This window comes from Stutzerimonas chloritidismutans, from assembly GCF_038562055.1.
In the GTDB taxonomy this organism is placed as follows: Bacteria; Pseudomonadota; Gammaproteobacteria; order Pseudomonadales; family Pseudomonadaceae; genus Stutzerimonas; species Stutzerimonas chloritidismutans_A.
In genome coordinates, this window is sequence record NZ_JBCFXD010000004.1 from 196,928 (window position 1) to 211,562 (window position 14,635).

18 protein-coding genes are annotated in these 14,635 nt (G+C 62.4%); 6 read left to right on the forward strand and 12 right to left on the reverse strand.

The window, feature by feature from the left end:
• Positions 1-40 precede the first annotated feature (40 nt).
• Positions 41-1,900: an SLC13 family permease gene (locus tag AAGW23_RS09060; protein ID WP_342406140.1), complete on the forward strand. Its 1,860-nt coding sequence runs from the start codon at positions 41-43 to the stop codon at positions 1,898-1,900.
• 26 nt (positions 1,901-1,926) lie between these two features.
• Here the strand turns inward: AAGW23_RS09060 and AAGW23_RS09065 are convergent, their stop codons facing one another.
• The 4 genes from AAGW23_RS09065 to AAGW23_RS09080 form a co-directional block, all read right to left on the reverse strand.
• Entirely contained in the window at positions 1,927-2,937 is a 1,011-nt protein-coding gene (locus tag AAGW23_RS09065; RefSeq protein ID WP_342406142.1) for an alpha/beta hydrolase, read from the reverse strand.
• Between the two features lie 247 nt (positions 2,938-3,184).
• Positions 3,185-3,613: a 3-isopropylmalate dehydratase gene (locus tag AAGW23_RS09070; RefSeq protein ID WP_342406143.1), complete on the reverse strand. Its 429-nt coding sequence runs from the start codon at positions 3,611-3,613 to the stop codon at positions 3,185-3,187.
• Positions 3,614-3,690: 77 nt separating this feature from the next.
• Positions 3,691-3,912 (reverse strand): hypothetical protein, encoded by a 222-nt coding sequence (locus AAGW23_RS09075; protein WP_159967442.1) that lies wholly within the window; start codon positions 3,910-3,912, stop codon positions 3,691-3,693.
• Between the two features lie 116 nt (positions 3,913-4,028).
• Positions 4,029-4,172, reverse strand: a complete 144-nt coding sequence (locus AAGW23_RS09080) for a hypothetical protein (RefSeq protein WP_342406144.1) — start codon at positions 4,170-4,172, stop codon at positions 4,029-4,031.
• 201 nt (positions 4,173-4,373) lie between these two features.
• Here AAGW23_RS09080 and AAGW23_RS09085 point away from each other — a divergent pair, with 201 nt between their 5' ends.
• Entirely contained in the window at positions 4,374-4,766 is a 393-nt protein-coding gene (locus tag AAGW23_RS09085; RefSeq protein WP_342406145.1) for a hypothetical protein, read from the forward strand.
• A gap of 136 nt (positions 4,767-4,902) precedes the next feature.
• The gene (locus tag AAGW23_RS09090) at positions 4,903-6,168 is read left to right on the forward strand and encodes a DUF445 domain-containing protein (RefSeq protein WP_342406146.1); all 1,266 of its coding nucleotides are present in this window, start codon (positions 4,903-4,905) and stop codon (positions 6,166-6,168) included.
• Between the two features lie 36 nt (positions 6,169-6,204).
• Here AAGW23_RS09090 and AAGW23_RS09095 read toward each other — a convergent pair whose 3' ends face one another.
• The 4 genes from AAGW23_RS09095 to AAGW23_RS09110 all read right to left on the reverse strand — a co-directional run bounded on the left by AAGW23_RS09095 (position 6,205) and on the right by AAGW23_RS09110 (position 9,185).
• Complete coding sequence (locus AAGW23_RS09095; RefSeq protein WP_342406147.1) at positions 6,205-6,864, reverse strand: ABC transporter ATP-binding protein; 660 nt, start codon at positions 6,862-6,864, stop codon at positions 6,205-6,207.
• Positions 6,857-7,618: an ABC transporter permease gene (locus AAGW23_RS09100; protein WP_342406148.1), complete on the reverse strand. Its 762-nt coding sequence runs from the start codon at positions 7,616-7,618 to the stop codon at positions 6,857-6,859. The genes AAGW23_RS09095 and AAGW23_RS09100 overlap by 8 nt, the downstream gene beginning before the upstream one ends.
• Positions 7,615-8,538, reverse strand: coding sequence for an ABC transporter substrate-binding protein (locus AAGW23_RS09105; RefSeq protein ID WP_342406149.1), 924 nt, complete (start codon positions 8,536-8,538; stop codon positions 7,615-7,617). The genes AAGW23_RS09100 and AAGW23_RS09105 overlap by 4 nt, the downstream gene beginning before the upstream one ends.
• Before the next feature lie 206 nt (positions 8,539-8,744).
• Positions 8,745-9,185, reverse strand: coding sequence for an HIT family protein (locus AAGW23_RS09110; RefSeq protein ID WP_342406150.1), 441 nt, complete (start codon positions 9,183-9,185; stop codon positions 8,745-8,747).
• Between the two features lie 240 nt (positions 9,186-9,425).
• Here AAGW23_RS09110 and AAGW23_RS09115 point away from each other — a divergent pair, with 240 nt between their 5' ends.
• A complete protein-coding gene (locus AAGW23_RS09115; RefSeq protein WP_342406151.1) occupies positions 9,426-10,130 on the forward strand; it encodes a glutathione S-transferase N-terminal domain-containing protein in 705 nt (234 codons plus the stop codon).
• A 4-nt stretch (positions 10,131-10,134) separates the two neighbouring features.
• On the opposite strand, the gene AAGW23_RS09120 is transcribed toward AAGW23_RS09115, so the two are convergent.
• From AAGW23_RS09120 to AAGW23_RS09130, 3 genes are all read right to left on the reverse strand, one after another.
• On the reverse strand, positions 10,135-10,863 hold the full coding sequence (locus AAGW23_RS09120) for an anti-sigma factor (protein WP_342406152.1): 729 nt from the start codon (positions 10,861-10,863) through the stop codon (positions 10,135-10,137).
• Positions 10,860-11,420, reverse strand: coding sequence for a sigma-70 family RNA polymerase sigma factor (locus AAGW23_RS09125; RefSeq protein WP_342406153.1), 561 nt, complete (start codon positions 11,418-11,420; stop codon positions 10,860-10,862). Before AAGW23_RS09125 ends, AAGW23_RS09120 begins: the two co-directional genes overlap by 4 nt.
• A gap of 112 nt (positions 11,421-11,532) precedes the next feature.
• A complete protein-coding gene (locus AAGW23_RS09130) occupies positions 11,533-12,063 on the reverse strand; it encodes a DUF3455 domain-containing protein (RefSeq protein ID WP_342406235.1) in 531 nt (176 codons plus the stop codon).
• 575 nt (positions 12,064-12,638) lie between these two features.
• Between AAGW23_RS09130 and AAGW23_RS09135 the strand changes: the two genes are divergently transcribed.
• Positions 12,639-13,058 carry a YciI family protein gene (locus tag AAGW23_RS09135; protein ID WP_342406154.1) on the forward strand — a complete coding sequence of 140 codons (420 nt, stop codon included), beginning with the start codon at positions 12,639-12,641 and terminating at the stop codon, positions 13,056-13,058.
• Between the two features lie 18 nt (positions 13,059-13,076).
• Positions 13,077-13,502: a VOC family protein gene (locus tag AAGW23_RS09140; RefSeq protein ID WP_342406155.1), complete on the forward strand. Its 426-nt coding sequence runs from the start codon at positions 13,077-13,079 to the stop codon at positions 13,500-13,502.
• A gap of 30 nt (positions 13,503-13,532) precedes the next feature.
• Here AAGW23_RS09140 and AAGW23_RS09145 read toward each other — a convergent pair whose 3' ends face one another.
• The gene (locus AAGW23_RS09145; RefSeq protein ID WP_342406156.1) at positions 13,533-14,489 is read right to left on the reverse strand and encodes a helix-turn-helix domain-containing protein; all 957 of its coding nucleotides are present in this window, start codon (positions 14,487-14,489) and stop codon (positions 13,533-13,535) included.
• Positions 14,490-14,635: the final 146 nt, after the last annotated feature.

Consider the following 14,635-nt stretch of genomic DNA (forward strand, 5'->3'; position numbering starts at 1 on the left):
TAGCCGCTCAGAGCGGCCACGCCTTCGATCGGAGTTATCCATGCAAAGCGATCAGCTGATCGTATTCGCCGTGCTTGCCGCCACCCTCGGATTGTTCGTGTGGAATCGCTGGCGTTACGACATCGTCGCAGTGGGTGCCTTGTTGGTAGTAACCCTGGTCGGCATCGTGCCACCGCAGGAGGCGTTCATGGGGCTCGGGCATCCGGCCGTGATCACCGTTGCGGCGGTTCTGGTGCTCAGCCGCGGGCTACTCAACGGCGGTGTGGTGGATTCGCTGGCACGCCACCTGACCAAAGTCGGTGACCGCCCCTGGATTCAGGTACTGACACTGACCGGTATCGTCGCGTTGTGCTCGGGGTTCATGAACAACGTTGGCGCACTGGCGCTGTTCATGCCGGTGGCCGTGTGGATGTCCCGTCAAAGCGGACGTTCGCCCTCCTACCTGTTGATGCCGCTGGCCTTCGGCTCGTTGCTTGGCGGCACCCTGACGCTGATAGGTACACCACCAAACATCATCATTGCAGGCTATCGGCGTGAGGTCGCCGACGAGGCGTTCGGCATGTTCGACTTTTTGCCGGTGGGCCTTGCGATCACGCTAGCAGGCGTACTGTTCATCGGCCTTATCTGGCGCCTGACCCCTCGCCGTGAAGATCCAAGTGGCGACAAGGAGCTGTTCGAAATCAGCGCCTACATGACTGAGCTGCAAATTCCGGCAGACAGCAAGTATGTCGGTCGCTCGCTGCATGATCTGATCGTTGCAGGCGGTGACGAGGCGGATGTCATGGTCATCGCCCTGATACGAGACGGACAGTATCAGCGCATGCCGTCAACCTACGACGTGCTGCGCGGAGAAGACATCCTCATGGTCGAAGCGGACTCCGACAGCCTGAAGCGCTTTCTTGACGTCACCCACCTGCAACTCGCCGCCGAAGCCGACAGCAAGGCGGAAGCCCGGGAGAAAGCCGAGCAGGAAAAGCGCGCGGAAAAGAATGGCGACGCGGGCAAGCAGCCCGATACCACCGAGTCCAACGGGGATCGCCGTGCCGAGCGAGCGCTGGCAGAGGCCATCGTGACGGCGAACTCGTCACTGGTCGGCACGAGCGCGACCGGTCTTTCGCTGCGCGAGCGATACGGTGTGAACATCCTGGCCGTGGCTCGCCAAGGTCAGCGGTTGCAGCAGCGACTTGGCAAGATCCGCTTTGCCGCCGGCGACATTCTGCTGCTGCAGGCGCGTGAGGACCAGCTGCAAACCGCCCTCAACAGCCTCGGTTGCCTGCCCCTGGCCTCGCGCGGCTTACGCATCACCGCACCGCAAAAAGTGTTGCTGTCCAGCGGTATATTCGCCGCCGCACTGGCGCTCATCGCACTGGGCATCGTTCCATCGGCTGTGGCACTGGTGGCCGGTGCGCTGGTGATGATCCTCGTCGGGCTGGTGCCTACCGGCGACATCTACAAAAGCATCGACATGTCGATCATCGTCCTGATTGCAGCGATGCTGCCTATTGGCGAAGCGCTGGAAAGCACTGGGGGCTCGCGCCTGATCGCCGATGCCCTGCTGGACGTTGGCCAGGCCGCCCCGCCCGCAGCCACCCTGGCGATTCTGATGGTGGGTGTCATGCTGCTGTCGAACGTGGTCAACAACGCCGCCGCCGCGGTGCTCGCGGCGCCCGTGGCGATCGCCCTCGCACGGGGTATGGAAGCCTCCGCCGACCCGCTCTTGATGGCGGTAGCGATTGGTGCGTCTTGCGCCTTTCTGACCCCCATCGGGCATCAGTCGAACACCCTGGTAATGGCGCCGGGCGGCTACCGTTTCGGTGATTACTGGCGACTCGGGCTGCCGCTGTCGATCATGGTGGTACTGGTGGCGGTGCCGACCATTCTCTGGGTCTGGCCACTGTAGCGACGTTCAGACCACCAGCGTGCCCGTCAATGCTGCTTGAGGTTGTTCAGCAAAGCCTCATGAAACACGTCCGGCGCCTCGACCTGGGGTGAATGGCCAAGCTCCGGGAAAGGCACCAGCTTGGCGTTGGGGATCATCGCCGTAGCCTGCCGGCCTAGCTCCGGATAGTTGCCCAGGCCTTGTGCGACCTCTTGCGGGGCGCGGTTCGCACCCGGTGCGGTGCGATCCTTGCCGCCAATCAGCAACAGGGTCGGCACGCTTAGCGTGTCGAATTCGTGAATGACGGGCTGAGTGAAGACCATGTCGGACGTCAGCGCCTGGTTCCAGGCGACTATTTCCTTGCCGTCGCCGGCATACATCCCGGCTGCCATATTCACCCATCGGTCATAACGCGGCTTCCAGTTGCCGTTGTAATAGAACTTCTGCTGGTAGGCTTTGATCTTCTCGAAGTCGGTTTTCAGCTGACTTTGATACAGCTGTTCGATCGGCGCATAAGGCACGCCTTTGGCTTGCCAGTCCTCAAGGCCAATTGGATTGACCAAGACCAGTTGCTCGACCATTTGCGGATAGTTGAGGGCGAACCGTGACGCCAGCATGCCGCCCATCGAATGTCCGATGATGGTGACCTTCTCCAGATCCAGCGACCGCAGCAGCGCCCGAGTGTTGTGCGCCAGTTGCGCGAAACTGAACTGGTATCGCTCGGGTTTGCTGGAGCTGCAGAAGCCAATCTGGTCCGGCGCAATCACCCGATAACCCTGCTGTGAAAGCACCGCGATGCTCTCTTCCCAGGTCGCCGCGCAGAAATTCTTGCCATGCATCAGCACGACCGCTCGCCCATTGGCCTTGCCCGCTGGGGCTACGTCCATGTAGCCCATCTCTAACGGCTGACGCTGCGACGAAAACTCGAAGCGCCTGATCGCGTGCGGATAGTCGAACCCCTCGAGATGCGGCCCATAGCTCGGACTCTGTTCAGCGTGCACCGCGGGAACCAGGGCAAGCCCGGCGACGAACATCAGGGAGGATATGGCTCGTTTCACGCATCGACTCCTGGTGGGCGGCCACTAGGGCAGCATGGCGTATGGGTCGTTGTGCGGAGAAGACGCTGGGGATGCCAGATAGACGCCCGAGGGCTCAAGCACAACAGTTTGCCTATCTGGGAGCACGAAAGCGCAGTGAGGGTTCGGCGTTGCCGACAGAAGAATGTTTCGTCTTTATACCGGTGGGTAATCGTGACTGAGCGGCCACCCCCCACTACCCATCTTCGGCAGAGCGCGATGCGAAGGTCTACTCGGTGTCGACCTGATTGATATCAAAGCCGATGCGGTTATCACTGCTGATGCGAAACTGCAGCGTCTCGCCCGGCTCGACCCGCGCAGCCTTTTCGCGCAGCAGATTGCCCATGCCGCACAGCGTGTCGTCTTCGGGGTCGGACTCAATGCTGACAATGCGCATCCCGGCCGGCACCTGCAAACGCACCCGCTCGCCGACGTGGATCCGCGCCGCAAGCTTCCGGTCGACCATCACCGCCACGTAGCACCCGCCGCCGCGAATACCGAAGTCACGCGTCACCACCAGCTCGCCGCCATTGGCAACCGGCGTCTGATAGCCACGCAGCCGCTCCTCGGGTACCGGCGTGATGTCCTCCGGATCCGCCTGCCAGGACGAGCAACCGGCCAAGGCCAGCACAGGGATCAGGGCGAGGATCAAGCGCATAGGGGACTCTCCGGTCTGGTAAGCGAAGCGGTGATAGTACGACAGCTTTATTCGCTCACCGTGCGGAAAGTAGTGGCTTAACGAGTCGACACCGGATGGCTACTGCCGGGATAGGGCCGCTCTTCTTCAAGCGCTCCATGGCGATCGTAGACCTCGACCGATGCGGTCTTGCCTTCCATCAAGCTATCCAGGCCGGTGAACATTTCGTCTTTAGTCAGGGTACGCAACACCGTTTCCTGAGACTGCTGATCGGTCAGTTCCCAGCCCATTGGGGTGGGGTTGACGTGGTATTTGTCCATGCTGTGCTCCTTCTATGAATCTGCTTGGCCCGCTTTCTTAACAAAAAGGCAACGAGTGATTGCGCCTTGACGTACCGACTGGCTTGCAGCCGGTGCGGCAAACGAACGTTGGCGGGCTAGCCCCGGTCGTCGTCGCCTTCGATTTCGTCGAAATCCGGGTCCTCGCCCGCTTCCTTCTCGCCGGCGTCGGTCATGGTGACGTCCGGCAGGTCGTCGGCTGGCTTGTTCTGCTCAGGCTGAGTCTGGTCGCTCTGATTCATGGCTACCTCGTTGGCTTGGTTCAAAGGGTCTACCCGATTGGAGCAACAGGCGCCCCGCAGCGTTCGCCTGTCCGGGCACCGGCGGTCCGATCAGTGCTCTGCAGCCAAAAGAATCCATCGCCCTTTCCAACTTGCGATTGCAGCGACCCCAGTACTCCACCACACTGCCGTCAATCCAAACTTTGACCGGAGCTGCCTGCCATGCCTGCCACCCAAACCCCTTCGCGCGACAGTATTCTGGCCGACCCAGATGCACTCAACTGCACGATCTACCGCGCTCACGAAACGGACCCAGACGGCGAAGAACGCGACATGGGCGATGCCCGCGTGATCATCACCGGGCAGTTCGAGCCGCCGCGCGAGTGGGACGCCAAGGCGCGGGCCGACTACTTCGACGGCATGCCAGAAGACGCTTTCTTTACCGCCGTGTTTGCCAGTGAGCACGGCTCAGACTCCAAGGGTTTCTTCACTGTCGAGGCGGACGACTACGCGGCCGTGACCGAGCAGGACGGCACCATCTCCATGTTTTATGTCTGCGAGCGCCTGGAAGACGACAGCTACGTATTGCTGCGCGAGGAAGACGACGAGGTATAAGCCGCACGGCTGCTGATGCCGAACCCCTACCGCGCCAACCGGGTCTGTGCTGTATAAGGCGGACCCGTCGGCACATCCCGATCCGATAGGCCTGCGTACCACCCGCACATACCATTCGCCGCAAAAGAGGAATCGCATGAGCCCTCTGCACCGCCGCTGGCATTCCCCCGTCACGCGCATGAAGCTGGTCGCCAGCCTGCTGCTGCTACTCGCTGCGTTGCTCTATGTCATCGCAACCGCCATGGAACCGCGGCACCTGGCCTGGGGCTATCTGGCCTCCTTCGCTGAAGCGGCGATGGTCGGTGCAATTGCCGACTGGTTCGCTGTGACGGCCCTGTTCCGCCACCCGCTCGGCCTGCCGATCCCCCATACGGCGATCATTCCCCGCAGCAAAGCGCGCATCGGTCAAAACCTGTCGAGCTTCATCACCACTCACTTCCTCTCCACACCCATGGTGCTGGCCAAGCTCGAGGCACTCGATATCGGCGGCCGACTGGCCAACTGGTTACGCCATCCCACCAACGCCGAAGCGGTGGGCGGTCAGCTCACCAACATGGCGAGGTTCGGCGTCGAGTCGCTGCACGACGAGCGCGTGCAGGCCTTCATCCAGGCCAAGCTGATCAACCGCACGCGCAAGGTCGACCTCGCACCGATCTGTGGGCAGGTGCTGGAAATGCTTACGCGACAGGGCAAGCACCAGGCGATGCTCGATGAAGTGCTGATCAAGGTCGATGCACTGCTGCAGGACGACGACACTCGCGCGCTGGTGGCCGATGCCATCACGGCTGAAGTCAGGACGCTGCGCTACCTGGGGCTTGGCAAGGCCGTCGGCGGCTGGTCGGCCAACAAGTTCGTCGACGGCGTATCAGCGGTGATCGCCGAGATTGCCGGTGACCCCCAGCATCCTCTGCGCGAGCGTTTCGACGAACACGTTAGCGAATACATTGATCGACTCAAGCATGATCCGGCCTATCGGCTGGAGGTAGAGCGCATCGTCGCCCAATTACTTGAGCACCCCGCGACTACCGACTACCTGCGGACCCTCTGGCGTGAGCTGACCGAGTGGCTGGAGGACGATCTGGAAAGCCCTGATTCGCGCATCGGAAAACGGATCGTCCGCCTGACCCAAGGTCTAGGCGACTCGCTGGCGGCCGACACCGCCATGCGCAACTGGATCAACGAACAGTTGATGGCAGCCGCGCCGAGCCTGCTCGAGCGTTACCGCGGACAGATCGGCAAGTACATTGCCCAGCGCGTGGAAAACTGGGAAAGCCGCGAACTGGTCGAGCAGATGGAGCAGAGTGTCGGCAAGGACCTACAGTACATCCGCATCAACGGCACGCTGGTCGGCGGTTTGGTGGGGCTGGTGCTGCATGCACTGACGCAGCTGGCGGCTGGCTGAGCGAACGCTGCCGGTGTAGCGCGGCCAGCAAACCTTTCAGACCTGGAGCGAGCGCAACTGCTCACTAATCTGACTGGTGCTGTCACCCGCCATCAGGGGACGATCCCAGCGCAGGGTGGCAGGCTGGCCGCCCAAGTACCACAGGCGATTGGCCAGTTGATCGGCATCGTGGGGATCATGGGTTACGCAGATCAACGCCATCTGCGGCCGTCCATCGAGCAGGCGAACGATCAGCTCGCGCAGTTCAGCGGCGCGATCCGAGTCAAGCGAAGCAAAGGGCTCATCAAGCAAGAGCAGGTCCGGTCTGATTGCCAGGCTACGGGCCAGCGCCGCGCGACGCGCCATACCCAGCGAGAGCTGATCCGGCAGCCGATCACCCGCATCACTCAAGCCAACATCAGCCAGCAGTTGATCGATATCGCCTGCGGTTGCGCCGACCAGCTTGAGATTCTGCCGCACCGTGTACCACGGCAGCAGGCGGTGTTCCTGAAACAGGTAGCCGACGCGCAGGCCCGGTTGTAGCCGGACCATCGGCGCCAGACGCGGATCAAGCCCGGCGATGGCATTGAGCAAGGTGGTCTTGCCAACACCGGAGGGGCCCAGCAAGCAAATTCGCTCCCCGGCCCGCACCTTTACGTCGATCAGGCCGAGCACCGGATGGCCTGCCGCTACGCCATCGATGCGTAGCTCAAGCATGCCTAACCCCGGCGTTGCGCCAGCTTGATGCGCGGCGCTCCAGCGGCTGCAGCAGCGCCAGCTCGATCAGTTGTACGACTGCAATGAAGGCCAGGCTGTAGGCCAATATGCTCGCCACATCGAACACCTGAAAGGCCATGTGCAGCTGGAAGCCGACGCCATCGGAGCGCCCCAACAGTTCGACCACCAGGACGATTTTCCAGATCAGCGCCAAACCGCCGCGGGTCGCCGCCATCAGATAGGGAAACAGCTGCGGCAGCCAGACGTTCACCACCCGCTGCCAGCGGTTGAAGCCGTAGACCTGCGCCATCTGCTCCAGCTTGGGATCGAGACTGCGCGCGCCTTCGCGTACGGTCACCGCCACGTTGGGTACCTTGTTGATCACCACTGCCAGCACCGCCGCCGCTTCTACCAGACCAAACCAGACATAGAGCAGGATGATGGTGACCAGCGCTGGCAGGTTGAGAAACAGCACCAGCAGCGGATCGAGCACCGCGTTGGCGAACCGCGAGCGCCCCATCCAGACGCCCAGCAGCGCACCCAGCGCCATCGCCAGTGCAAAGCTGATCAGCACCCGACGTAACGTGACCACTAGGTGATGGGGCAGCTCGCCGCTGTCAACTGCCAGCCAGAAGGTCCGCAGCACCTCTGCCGGGCTCGGCAGCAGGGGCGTATTCGTACTCGCCGCTACGACAGCCCAGATCGCCACCAACAGCGGCAGCGCAACCCAGCAGGCATAGCGCGAGCCACTCATGACCCACTCTGGAACAGCGCCGCAGGCATCAGTTGGCTCTGCTTGGCCCCCGTCAGGGCCAACAGCCGCTGCAACGCCGCAATACGCGCTTCGTCCAGCGGCTGTGGGATGCCTTCGACGAAGCTGTCACGCAGCGCGGCGAACACCGCGTCGCTCTCGGCACGCATCAAGGGCCGGATTGTTTGCCAGTGATCCGGTTGAATCGCCAGCTCGTTCTTGGTCTGTCGCAGCGCGCTGGCGAAGCGTTCTAACAGGTCGCCGTGCGCGTTGGCCCAGGCTTGCGGAAACAGATAACCCAGCACGGGCAGATCCGGATCGAGACCCAGTGTTCCGAGCAGCTGCTCCAGGCCGAACGCTGCATGCACGCCGCCTTCGCCGCGCAGGCGCGCCGAGAAGTGCCAAAAGGTCAGCAACGCATCCACCTGACCGCGCCGCAGCGCCTGACTGAGCAGCGGGGGTGCGGCGTATTGCACTGTCGCCTCGCGCGCCAGATCGATTCCCTGCCTTGCCGCCACCTGCTGCAACAATTGCCAGCCGAGCCCGTCCGGCCCGCCGGCCACACCGATGCGTTTGCCGCGCAAATCGGCCAGGGTGCGAATGTCGCTGCCATCATTGACCAATACTTCGCCGATCTGCGAGGAAAACGGCAGGTAGCGATATGCTGTGCCGGCCTCGTAGCGCGCCTGGGCCCAGAGCAAATCGCTGACCGCGCCGTCCACGCTGCCGCTGCTAAGCGCCAGCCGCGAGGCGGGCAGGTCAGCCACCAGACGCACCTTCAACTCGAAGCCATTGGCCCGATCAAGGTTGTGACGCTTGAGATGATCGAGTTCCCAATGCGGCGTGCCGAACTGCAGCACGCTGAGCGTCAGGACCGGCAGTGGTTGTGTCTCGCCCTGCGCCTGGACAAACAACGGCAACATCGCGAGCAGAACCAAACGCCCACATCGAAGTGCGGCGAGGCATGCGCGAGCGAAATAGAGGATGAGGAACCACGGAGCAGGCTTCATGCCAGCAGGGTACGAAGCCTCACATCAGCCACGAATAGTACTTTGGTGTCTCTTCGCTGCTGCGTTGGTCGCGACTGTAACGGTGGCGGCAGCGTTGCCGGTTCAGCTCTAACCCAGCACTAGATTTCGGCCAACTTGCCGACCAGTCGCGCCTGCAGCTTTTCCAGCTCCGCTGGATCGGCCTTGCCTGCGGCATGAATACCGAGCCCCTCGCCCGAATAGCGCGGCACGATGTGAACATGGATATGAAACACCGTCTGCCCCGCCGGCGCCCCGTTGAACTGCGCGACCTGCACGCCGTCAGGCTGCAGTTCATCGACAATCACACGCGCCAGCTTTTGCGCCACCGCCATCACCTTGCACAGTGCCTCTGTATCCACATCGAGGATGTTGCATGCCGCAGAGCGCTTCGGAATGACCAACGTATGCCCGTAGGACTGCGGAAACAGATCGAGAAAGGCCAGGACATCATCATCTTCGTACAGCTTGTAGCAAGGCGCATCGCCACGAATGATCTGAGCAAAGATGTTTTGTGGATCGTAAGGGGTGGTCAGGGACACGTGCGGGGCTCCATGGCGGATTTGGTATCTGAACCATAGCGGGCGCCCTTGCCCATGCAAAGTGTCGGATCGGACAACGTGATTCTGCCAGCCTCCCTAACCGGCTGCCTGCGCCCCTGATGCAAGATCCACCAGCCTCATCGAATAGCGCAACGTGAGAAGCCTGCTGCTGTCCGAGTTGAATCTAGCCAAGGCGCAGCCTGGCCACATGGCGCGCTACTCTCTTCCTCAGGAGGCACCATGCACGACCTGTCCACCTTCGCCATCACCCAGAAATGGCCCGCCAGCTATCCGGATCGCCTGCAGCTGTATTCGCTGCCCACACCCAACGGGGTAAAGGTGTCGATCATGCTAGAAGAGGTTGGCCTGCCCTACGAGGCACATCTGGTCAGCTTTGAAAGTAACGATCAGCGCTCCGAGGAATTTCTTTCGCTGAACCCGAACAACAAGATTCCGGCGATTCTCGACCCGAACGGCCCGGATGGCGAGCCGCTGGCGCTGTTCGAATCCGGTGCGATTCTGCTGTACCTGGCAGACAAGACCGGTCAGTTCATGCCCGAAGACGCTGCAGCCCGCTACGAGACGATTCAGTGGTTGATGTTCCAGATGGGCGGCGTCGGGCCTATGTTTGGTCAGCTGGGCTTCTTCCACAAGTTCGCCGGCAAGGACTACGAGGACAAGCGCCCTCGCGACCGTTACGTCGCCGAAGCCCAACGTCTGTTGGGCGTGCTGGACAGGCGCCTGCAGGGCCGCGATTGGCTGATGGGCGGTCGTTACAGCATCGCCGACATCGCGACCTTCCCCTGGGTGCGCGGCCTCGTTGAATTCTATGAAGCGCGCGAACTGGTGGAGTTCGAACGCTTCGTCAACGTACAGCGGGTATTGGATGCCTTCGTCGCGCGACCCGCAGTGGCCAAGGGGCTGAACATTCCAGCTCGCGGCTGACCCGTCAGATCACCTTCGCCGCACGCCCGATGAACTGGATCGGCCCGGTCGGCAGCCCGGTTGGTGAGCCGGTCGGCTGTTCCAGCGTCAATTCGAACAGCTGATTGGGCTGCAACGGTGGCAAATCGTCGAGGCGAATCCTGATCGGTTCACCCGGCTTGACCAAGCCAAGGGACACCGGCGCCTGCCAGCCTTCAGCCTTGGTCCAGAGCTGCAGTGCTTTATCCGGCGGCAGCTCGGTGACGCCCAGCGGAATCAGTTCTATCTCTTGCGTCCGATTGCTGGCCTGCACGACCCAACCCGGTGACAGGTCCTGCGGCGCAGCGAGCACAACGAGCCAGGTCGGCGAAGGTTCGGGTGCAAGACGCATCAGCAACAAGGCGCCGAGCACCAGCGTGGCGGTCATGCCGGCGGCAGAAAACCCGCGCCACAGTGACAGGCTGTCCCACCAGCTGCTCTGCCGGGTTGGCGCCACCGGAACAGCCTGCCGATTCGCCTCGTCCAGCGTGCGTTGGATGCGACTCCACAAACGCAGCGAAGGTGTTTGCGGTTCGACCAGGTCGGTCAGGTGCAGCAGCCGCGCTTCCCAGTAATCGACCGCTGCTCGCAGCTCAGGCTCGACGGCCAGACGCCTTTCGACCGCCTCCCGGTCTACCGCATCCAGGGTGCCGAGCACATATTCCCCGGCGAGTTCGTGCAGGGTCTCGTGCTGATCCTTGGGTTCGTTGTTCATCCGATGCACTCGCGAAGGGCAGTCAGGCTGCGGCGAATCCAGGCTTTTACCGTACCCAGTGGCGCGCCGAGGCGCTGGGCGATTTCCTGATGCGAATAGCCGTCGACGTAGGCGTGAAACACGCAGTTGCGGCGCACCGGTTCGAGTTGTTCCAGACAGGCTTCGATCCTGCCGGGATTTACCCGCCAATCGAAGGCGTCGGTCTGTTCCTGCCAGCCGTCGATGGCGGCGTGCTCCATGTTGCCCTCCTCTTCCGGTTCCATCTGGGCGTGGCGGGCGTAGTTACGTACAGCATTGAGGGCCAGGTGGCGGGTCAGGCTGAAAATCCAGCCGCGGGCCGAGCCACGCGTCTGATCATAGGTCCCGGCCTTGTTCCAGATACGGATGAAGGCGTCATGGACGATGTCTTCGGCCAGCGCCAGATCGCGCACGATGCGCTGCACCACGCCAAGCAGGCGCGGACTTTCCTGCTCGTAAAGTTGCTGCAGCGCTGAGCGCTCGCCACGCGCGCAGGCGCGCAATGCCGCTTCGTAATCGAACAAGGGGGGTTGCGACACGGTATCTGCCATTGGCTGGTTATCGACACCCCCGGCGCATGCGCGCCGGGGAGTCAGAGCATAGAGGCGATCAGCGCTCATATCGAGCGGCTTTTCACCCGCTGCGCTTTACTCACTTGCTGGCCCAGAACAGATAGTCAGCCTGGTAATCGACAATCTGCTGCTCGCCTTCGTTGGCCGTTGCGCACGCCTTGGCCGGCGCCACGCCGCCTTTGGTCGCGACACGCTGGATGTAGGTAACGCCGGTCATCGCGCCCTTGCCTTCAGCTGGGTTGGCCTTGACCAACTGGTGCGAGATGTTGCGCTCGCCAGCCGGCGCGATGGCAACCTGAGTGCCGGTCACCTTGGAGCCGTCCATCGATTCCCAGGTTGCAGGCGGGCCGTAGTATTTGCCGACCTGCTTGCCGCTGCGGTCGTTGAGCGCTGCCTTCGGCCCCATGAAGACCCAGGCCATCTGGCCGGGCATCTCGGTCTTGGCCTGGCATTCGTAGGTGATCTGGCCGACGCCGACCGTTTCCATGGCGACCTTGTGGCCATCCGGTACGCGCACGGCTTCAGGTACATCCATCTGGGCAAAAGCGCTGGTAGAGCAGCCGAGGGCCAGTGTCAGACCGGTCAGGCAGAGGATCTTTTTTGCGTCCATTTTTGGTATCTCCGGGTAGTGATCGGATTGCGCGGCCATGCGGCCACTACCTGTACTACCCAGCAGGCAGACGATCGGATGCAGTAAGTTTGAAAAATAATGTGCTTAGCTTTTCGCATGACCAGATGTGCCGATCCCAACCAACCTCTTCAGATCATTGAGACCCCGCGATGCCCTATCTGACGGCCGTGGAATTCCAAACTATCGATCAGCAACGCTATGACACGCTCAACGCAACGCTCGCATCAGGCGGTCCGCCTCCCGGCATCCTGTTACGCATGCGCTGCAGTGCCAGGCGGCTGGCGCATCACCGATCTATGGGAGAGCAAAACAGCGTTCGACCGGTTCATCGACGCATCGCTCCTGCCTGCCACCCGCGCGCTGGGATGGCCAGAACCGTCACGCAGGGAATGTATCGCCACGTATCACGCGGGCATGGTCGAGCGCTGAATCGCTCGCTGGAAAAAAATCGCCCTGGCTGTCGATTTCTCTGAGCACGAAACGACTAGAGACCAGTGCCAGCGGATGCATTGGCGCCGACTTGGCCCTCCTTGATTTATAGAGGAACCGAAGCGATGCGATTCATGGTGATGATCAAGGCCAACGCGCAAACCGAAGCGGGCGAGATGCCCAGCGGGGATGTTCTCGCAGCCATGGGCCGTTACAACGAAACCCTGGCCAATGCGGGCGTGCTGCTTGGTGGTGAAGGCTTGCACCCCAGTAGCCGAGGCGCTCGGGTGCGTTTTGACGGTGGTCAGTGCTTAGTCGTGGATGGTCCCTTCCTCGAAACCCGCGAACTGGTGGCGGGTTTCTGGCTATTGCAGACGGACTCGCTGCAGGAGGCGATCGAGTGGGTCAAACGCTGCCCAGCGTCTGCAATCGGCGACGCAGAAATCGAAATTCGCCAGATTTTCGAGGCCGATGACTTCGGTACGGAATTCACCCCAGAGCTGCGAGAGCAGGAAGCGCGTCTGCGCGACCAGATCAGGCATTAACCCCAACAGGAGATCGCTATGAAAATCACCCCCTACCTCACGTTCGATGGCCAGGCGCGCGACGCCTTCACCCGGTATCACCAGCTACTGGGTGGCGAACTCGAGATGATGACCTTTGCGCAGGCGCCCGAGGCGGAGCACTTCCCTGCGGAGCATCGTGAACGGATCATGCACGTCTGCCTGAGCCTCGGCGACTTCCAGCTCATGGCCTCCGATACCATGCCCGGGGACCCAGCTTGCGGCGGCGGAACATACGAAGGCATCAAGGGCTGCTCGATCTCGCTACATCCCGGCAGCATTGAAGAAAGCCAGCGCTTGTTCGACGGGCTGGCAGAAGGTGGACAGGTCGTGATGCCGCTGGAGAAAACCTTCTGGGCCGAGCGCTTCGGCATGCTCACCGACCGCTTTGGCGTGTCCTGGATGATCAACTGCGAGCAGGCCTGACGGTCCGTACCGTTTCGGCCGCCTGGCAGCTCAGCGCTGGCCGCGGAACGTGCCGCGGTACTGCCGGGGGGAAACGCCCAACGCCTTGCTGAAATGCTGGCGCAGCGAGGCCGGTGAACCGAAACCGGCCAGCGCTGCGATCCGGTCGACGGGTTGGTCTGTGGTTTCCAACAGCCGTTGCGTCAGTGCGACCCGCTCGGCCAGCAGCCAGCGCCCGACCGTCATGCCGGTGTGCTGGCGAAAATGTCGGGTGAAGGTCCGTCGGCTCATCACTACCCGGTCAGCCAGGCTGTCGAGGCTGTGCGGCAGGTGCAGGCTGCCGCGCGCCCAATCCAGCAACTCGCCGAGGCGGGTGTCCAGAGGCCGCACTGGCATGGGCTGCTCGATGTACTGAGCCTGACCGCCCTGGCGATGCGGCGACATCACCAGCCGGCGTGCGACCCGATTGGCCACATCGGCGCCCCACTGCTTGCGCAACAGATACAGGCAACAATCGAGCGCGGCGGCAGTCCCGGCTGAGGTCAGCAGATTGTCGTCGTCCAGATAGAGCACATCGGCATCGACGCTCACGGCCGGGTGGCGTTCCTTGAAATGCGTAACCCAGGCCCAGTGAGTCGTGGCGCAACGCCCATCCAGCAAGCCTGTCGCGGCCAGCACGTAAGCGCCAAGACAGAGGCCGACCAGCGTGGCACCGCGGGCATGCGCCACGCGCAACGCCTCGAGCAACTCGGCCGGTGGCGCGTCGTCAGCGTGGCGCCAGCTCGGCACGATGACCGTGTCGGCGCGCGCCAGCGCCTCCAGACCATGGACGACCTGCAATTCGAAGCCCGCGGTGGTGCGCAGGCTGCCGCGCTCGACCGCACATACCTCGACGAGATAGCCCTGCTCGCGCGCGCCCTCGTCGCCAAATACGACACAGGGCACCGACAGGTGGAATGGGCTGATCGCGTCGAAGGCAACCACGGCAATTCGGTGCACAGGCGACATCGGCAGACTCCAGCGACATGAAAACTGGCCCGATCTTAGCGCAAGCTGTCTTCCGGGCCACTCGTCGGTGCACCTTTGGCCGCGAGACAATCGCTGTCACACCGGGTGTCCAGTCAGACGCCCGCCACGGTTAGCCCAACCAGAGG